General features: G+C 71.6%; 5 protein-coding genes. 4 read left to right on the top strand and 1 reads right to left on the bottom strand.

All coding sequences use genetic code 11. The features are described from left to right. Positions 1 to 54 precede the first annotated feature (54 nt). On the top strand, positions 55 to 645 hold the full coding sequence (locus HMPREF3159_RS08460; protein ID WP_070500629.1) for a GNAT family N-acetyltransferase: 591 nt from the start codon (positions 55 to 57) through the stop codon (positions 643 to 645). 139 nt (positions 646 to 784) lie between these two features. On the opposite strand, the gene HMPREF3159_RS08455 is transcribed toward HMPREF3159_RS08460, so the two are convergent. Beyond that, complete coding sequence (locus tag HMPREF3159_RS08455) at positions 785 to 1,003, bottom strand: DUF7455 domain-containing protein (protein WP_010550606.1); 219 nt, start codon at positions 1,001 to 1,003, stop codon at positions 785 to 787. Positions 1,004 to 1,156: 153 nt separating this feature from the next. Between HMPREF3159_RS08455 and HMPREF3159_RS08450 the strand changes: the two genes are divergently transcribed. The 3 genes from HMPREF3159_RS08450 to HMPREF3159_RS08440 are packed head-to-tail and all read left to right on the top strand — an operon-like array spanning position 1,157 to position 4,958. Continuing rightward, positions 1,157 to 3,274, top strand: coding sequence for a DNA gyrase/topoisomerase IV subunit B (locus tag HMPREF3159_RS08450; RefSeq protein WP_070500628.1), 2,118 nt, complete (start codon positions 1,157 to 1,159; stop codon positions 3,272 to 3,274). Next, a complete protein-coding gene (hisF, locus tag HMPREF3159_RS08445; protein WP_070500627.1) occupies positions 3,271 to 4,056 on the top strand; it encodes an imidazole glycerol phosphate synthase subunit HisF in 786 nt (261 codons plus the stop codon). Before HMPREF3159_RS08450 ends, hisF begins: the two co-directional genes overlap by 4 nt. Beyond that, positions 4,053 to 4,958 carry a metallophosphoesterase gene (locus HMPREF3159_RS08440; protein ID WP_083305877.1) on the top strand — a complete coding sequence of 302 codons (906 nt, stop codon included), beginning with the start codon at positions 4,053 to 4,055 and terminating at the stop codon, positions 4,956 to 4,958. Before hisF ends, HMPREF3159_RS08440 begins: the two co-directional genes overlap by 4 nt. The last annotated feature ends 70 nt before the right edge of the window (positions 4,959 to 5,028 follow it).

The following is a 5,028-nucleotide window of genomic DNA, read 5'->3' as shown; positions in this document are numbered from 1 at the left end:
GGGATCCTCCGCGGATCCCGGGCCCGCCCTCCGTCGGACCACGCTGGAGGAGCCATGTCGCAGCACCGCGGCGCAGCGCCGCACACCGCCGAGCCCGCTCGCGCCGCGCTCGACGACGCCGCACCGCTGCCCGTCGAGGTGCACCGCGTCCTGCCCGAGCAGTGGCGTGCGCACCGCGATCTGCGACTGGACATGCTCGAGGCCGACCCGGACGCCTTCTGGGCCGACCTCGCCGAGGTGCGCTCCCGCACCGAGGAGCAGTGGCGGGAGGAGATCGCCGGGCCCCGGATCCACCTTCAGGCCCGCGCCGGCGAGACGGTGCTCGGCGGGATCGCCCTGCTGCCCGAGGGCTACACGCCGGAGCATCCGATCCCCGAGGACCGCTCGCACATCGTCTCGCTCTGGGTGCGGCCGGCCGCACGGGGCCGCGGCATCTCCACGCTGCTCCTGCGCAGCGTCGCGGAGCTCGCGATCTCGATCGGCAGGCCCGAGCTGAGCCTCGACGTCGACGACACCAACTCCTCCGCACGGGCCGTCTACGAGCGCCTCGGCTTCCGCGCGACCGGCCAGCGCGAGCCGCGCGAGGGCCGCGACAGCGCCTGGATCGAGTACGTGCTCGGCGCGGAGGAGCTGCTGCGCGACTGAGTCGCGGGCCGCCGCTCCCGGACACGACGAAGGGTGCCCGCCATGATGGCGGGCACCCTTCGTGGAAGCGGGGAGGAGGATGATCAGTCCTGTGCCGTTCCGACTGATCTCCTGCCGCTCGTTCCTCGCAGCACGTCGATCAGTCCTCGACGGGCTCCGGCTTGAGGTGGAGCCGCTCGGTCTCGTCGATGACCTCGGAGGCGATGCCCTTCAGGGCGTCCTCGTGGGCGCGGGCGTGGTGGGCGCAGAACATGAGCTCGCCGCCCGCCTCGAGCAGCACCTTGACGTACGCCTGGGCGCCGCAGCGGTCGCAGCGGTCGTGGGCAGTGAGCCGGGGGGCTTCGAGAGTGAGGTTCATGCGGTCATTTGTAGCACCGACCCGGGCGCCGACGGGAGCGTCCACAGCCCTGGTTCGCCAGGGGCGCAAAGCCCTGTGAGCCGGACCGCGCCGCCGCGCACCGCGAGCGGCGGATGCGCTGTTCGCGGCGTCGTTCGTCGTAGGATCCGGAGGGTGTCCACCACCACCGCCGCGAAGAAGTCCGCCTACGACGCCCGCAACCTCCAGGTCCTCGAGGGCCTCGAGGCCGTGCGCAAGCGTCCCGGCATGTACATCGGCTCCACCGACTCCCGGGGCCTCATGCACTGCCTCTGGGAGATCCTCGACAACGCCGTCGACGAGGCGCTCGGCGGATACGGCGAGTCGATCGCAGTGATCCTCCACCCCGATCACTCCGTCGAGGTGCGCGACACCGGCCGCGGCGTCCCGGTGGACGTCGAGCCCCGCACCGGCCTCACCGGCGTCGAGGTCGTCTACACCAAGCTCCACGCGGGCGGGAAGTTCGGCGGCGGCTCCTACGCCGCCTCCGGCGGTCTGCACGGCGTCGGCGCGAGCGTCGTCAACGCGCTCTCGGCCCGCCTCGACGTGGAGGTGGACCGCGGCGGGAAGACCTACGCGATGAGCTTCCAGCGCGGCGTGCCCGGCGTCTTCGCCGACGAGGGCGAGCCCTCGCCGGAGTCCGGGTTCACCCCGGCCGACGGCCCCGGCGAGCTGCGCGTGGTCGGCAAGACCAAGCGCGGCGTGACCGGCACCCGCGTGCGCTACTGGGCCGATCCGCAGATCTTCGTCAAGGGCTCCCACTTCTCCCTGGACGACCTCACACGCCGCTCCCGGCAGACCGCCTTCCTCGTCCCGGGCCTGCAGCTCTCGGTCACCGACCACCGCCCCGAGGCGAACCCCGACCAGCCCGCCACCCGCACCTTCAAGTACGACGGCGGCATCAGCGAGTTCGTCGAGTACCTCGCCCAGGACCAGAAGATCACCGACGTGATCCGGCTCCAGGGCTCGGGCGACTACACCGAGACGATCCCGGTCCTCGACAAGAACGGGCACATGGTCTCCACCGACGTCGCGCGCACCTGTGAGGTCGACATCGCCCTGCGCTGGGGCTCCGACTTCGACTCGACGCTGCGCTCCTTCGTGAACATCGTGGCGACCCCCAAGGGCGGCACGCACGTCACCGGCTTCGAGCAGGCGCTGGTCAAGACGATGCGCAAGCAGGTCGAGAACCAGGCCCGCCGCGTGAAGTTCAACGCGAAGAACGAGAAGATCGAGAAGGACGACACCCTCGCCGGCCTCACCGCCGTGGTGAGCGTCCGCATCGACGAGCCGCAGTTCGAGGGCCAGACCAAGGAGGTCCTCGGCACCCCCGCGATCCGCCAGATCGTCGCGAAGGTCGTCGAGGACCGCCTCACCGACTTCCTCACCTCCACGAAGAAGGGGGAGAAGGAGCAGGCGGCGCTCGTCGTCGACAAGGTCGTCTCCGAGATGCGGGCCCGTATCGCGGCGCGCATGCACAAGGAGGTCTCGCGGCGCAAGAACGCGCTGGAGTCCTCCACGATGCCGACCAAGCTCGCGGACTGCCGCACCCACGACGTCGACCGCTCCGAGCTGTTCATCGTCGAGGGCGACAGCGCGCTCGGCACGGCGAAGAACGCCCGCTCCTCCGAGTTCCAGGCGCTGCTGCCCATCCGCGGCAAGATCCTCAACGTGCAGAAGGCGTCCATCACGGACATGCTCAAGAACGCCGAGTGCGCGAACATCATCCAGGTGATCGGCGCCGGGTCCGGTCGCACCTTCGACCTCGAGGCCGCCCGCTACGGCAAGATCATCATGATGACCGACGCCGACGTGGACGGCGCCCACATCCGCACCCTGCTGCTGACCCTCTTCCACCGCTACATGCGCCCCCTGGTCGAGGCGGGCCGAGTCTATGCGGCGGTGCCGCCCCTGCACCGGGTCGAGATCATCCACGGCGGCTCGAAGAAGAACGAGCTGGTCTACACCTACTCCGAGGCCGAGCTGCACAAGCTGCTGAAGAACCTCGAGCGCCGCGGCAAGAAGTTCAAGGAGCCGATCCAGCGCTACAAGGGCCTGGGCGAGATGGACGCCGATCAGCTCGCGGACACCACCATGGACCCGCGCCACCGCATGCTGCGGCGGGTGCGGATCGAGGACGCCGAGGCCGCCAGCTCCATCTTCGAGCTGCTGATGGGCTCCGAGGTCGCGCCGCGCAAGCAGTTCATCATCGAAGGAGCCGAAGAGCTCGACCTGGAGAGGATCGACGCATGAGTGTCGCCGTCCGTGTGATCCCGTGCCTGGACGTCGACGCGGGCCGCGTCGTCAAGGGCGTGAACTTCAAGGACCTGCGGGACGCCGGGGACCCCGTCGAGCTCGCGGCGCGCTACGGCGCCGAGGGCGCCGACGAGCTCACCTTCCTCGACGTCACCGCCTCCTCCGGCGGCCGGGAGACGATGATCGAGGTCGTGCGCCGCACCGCCGAGCAAGTGTTCATCCCGCTGACCGTCGGCGGCGGGGTCCGCTCCGCCGAGGACGTCGACCAGCTGCTGCGCGCCGGCGCCGACAAGTGCGGCGTGAACACCGCCGCGATCTCCCGTCCAGGCGTGATCTCCGAGATCTCCCGCCGGTTCGGGAACCAGGTGCTGGTCCTCTCGATCGACGCCCGCCGCGTCTCCGACGAGACCCCCGAGGGCACCGCTCGCACCGGCTCAGGCTTCGAGGTCACCACGCACGGCGGCCGTCGCGGCACCGGCATCGACGCGATCGAGTGGATCCGTGAGGTCACCGAGCGCGGCGCGGGGGAGATCCTGCTGAACTCGATGGACGCCGACGGCACCAAGGACGGCTTCGACCTCGAGCTGATCACCCTCGCCCGCGAGGCGACGAGCCTGCCGCTGATCGCCTCCGGCGGCGCCGGACGGCCCGAGCACTTCGCCCCCGCCGTCCACGCCGGGGCGGACGCCGTGCTCGCCGCGAGCGTGTTCCACTTCCAGGAGATGACGATCGGCGAGGCGAAGGCCGCGATGGCGGCCGACGGCATCACCGTGCGGTGAGCGCCCCGCTGTCCGTCGCCCCGCGGCGCGCCGGGACCGGCCGCGCCCGGGGTCAGCGCCTGGTCGTCGGCGCGCTCGTCGCGGCGCTCGTGCTGCTGCTCGGTGCCGGCTGGCTGCTCTGGGACAACCGTCGCCTCGTGGTCACCGAGCAGGCGGTCGAGGTCGCCGCGACCCCGGAGGGCGGGCTGCGCATCGCGCACGTCTCCGACCTGCACGCCGCCGGCCACGGCGACTTCCAGGACCGGCTCGCCGCCGAGATCGAGCAGCGGGACGTCGATCTCGTCGCGCTCACCGGCGACCTGATCGACATGCGCACCACCGAACTCGGCCCCGTCCTGGACCTCGCCGAGCACCTCAGCGCCGTCGCCCCCACCTTCTTCGTGCTCGGCAACCACGAGGGCGACTCCGCCCTGCGCGAGGAGCTGCTGACGGGGCTCGAGGACGCCGGGGTGACGATCCTGCGCGACGAGGTGACGAGCCTCGAGATCCGCGGCACCGAGGTGACGGTCGCGGGGCTCGAGGATCGACGGGTCGCCGTGGTCGACGGACGCACCCCGGCCCAGCCCGCCGCGGTGCTGGACCGGTTCGAGCTCGAGTCCGCACCGGGCCCGACGGTGCTGCTCGCCCATCGCCCCGAGTTCCTCGCCCAGTACGCCGATCACGGCGCGGACGTCGTCCTCTCGGGTCATGCGCACGGCGGGCAGGTGCGGCTGCCGCTGATCGGGCCGCTCTTCGCCCCGCACCAGGGATGGTTCCCGGCGCTCACCGAGGGCGTGCACCGCCAGGGGGACACCGCCATGGTGATCAGCCGCGGGCTCGGCAACAGCGTCGTCGGCGTGCGGGTGAACAACCCGCGCGAGCTCGTCGTCGTCGATCTCGTGCAGGAGTCCCCGCAGGGCTGAGCCGCCAGGGACCGGACCGCGGGCTGCGGCTCCGGGCCGGCAGCGACCGGCCGCGCCGCGCCCGTCCTTG

Origin of the sequence: Brachybacterium sp. HMSC06H03 (assembly GCF_001807385.1) — a bacterium.
GTDB lineage: Bacteria > Actinomycetota > Actinomycetes > Actinomycetales > Dermabacteraceae > Brachybacterium > Brachybacterium conglomeratum.
Note: the sequence above shows the minus strand (reverse complement) of the source record. Positions and strands in the feature narration are given on the sequence as shown.

What these genes read in the sequence shown, in the direction of transcription:
- HMPREF3159_RS08460 (WP_070500629.1), top strand. Translation starts at nt 55, where the DNA reads ATGTCGCAGCACCGCGGCGCAGCGCCGCACACCGCCGAGCCCGCTCGC.
- HMPREF3159_RS08455 (WP_010550606.1), bottom strand. Translation starts at nt 1,003, where the DNA reads ATGAACCTCACTCTCGAAGCCCCCCGGCTCACTGCCCACGACCGCTGC.
- hisF (WP_070500627.1), top strand. Translation starts at nt 3,271, where the DNA reads ATGAGTGTCGCCGTCCGTGTGATCCCGTGCCTGGACGTCGACGCGGGC.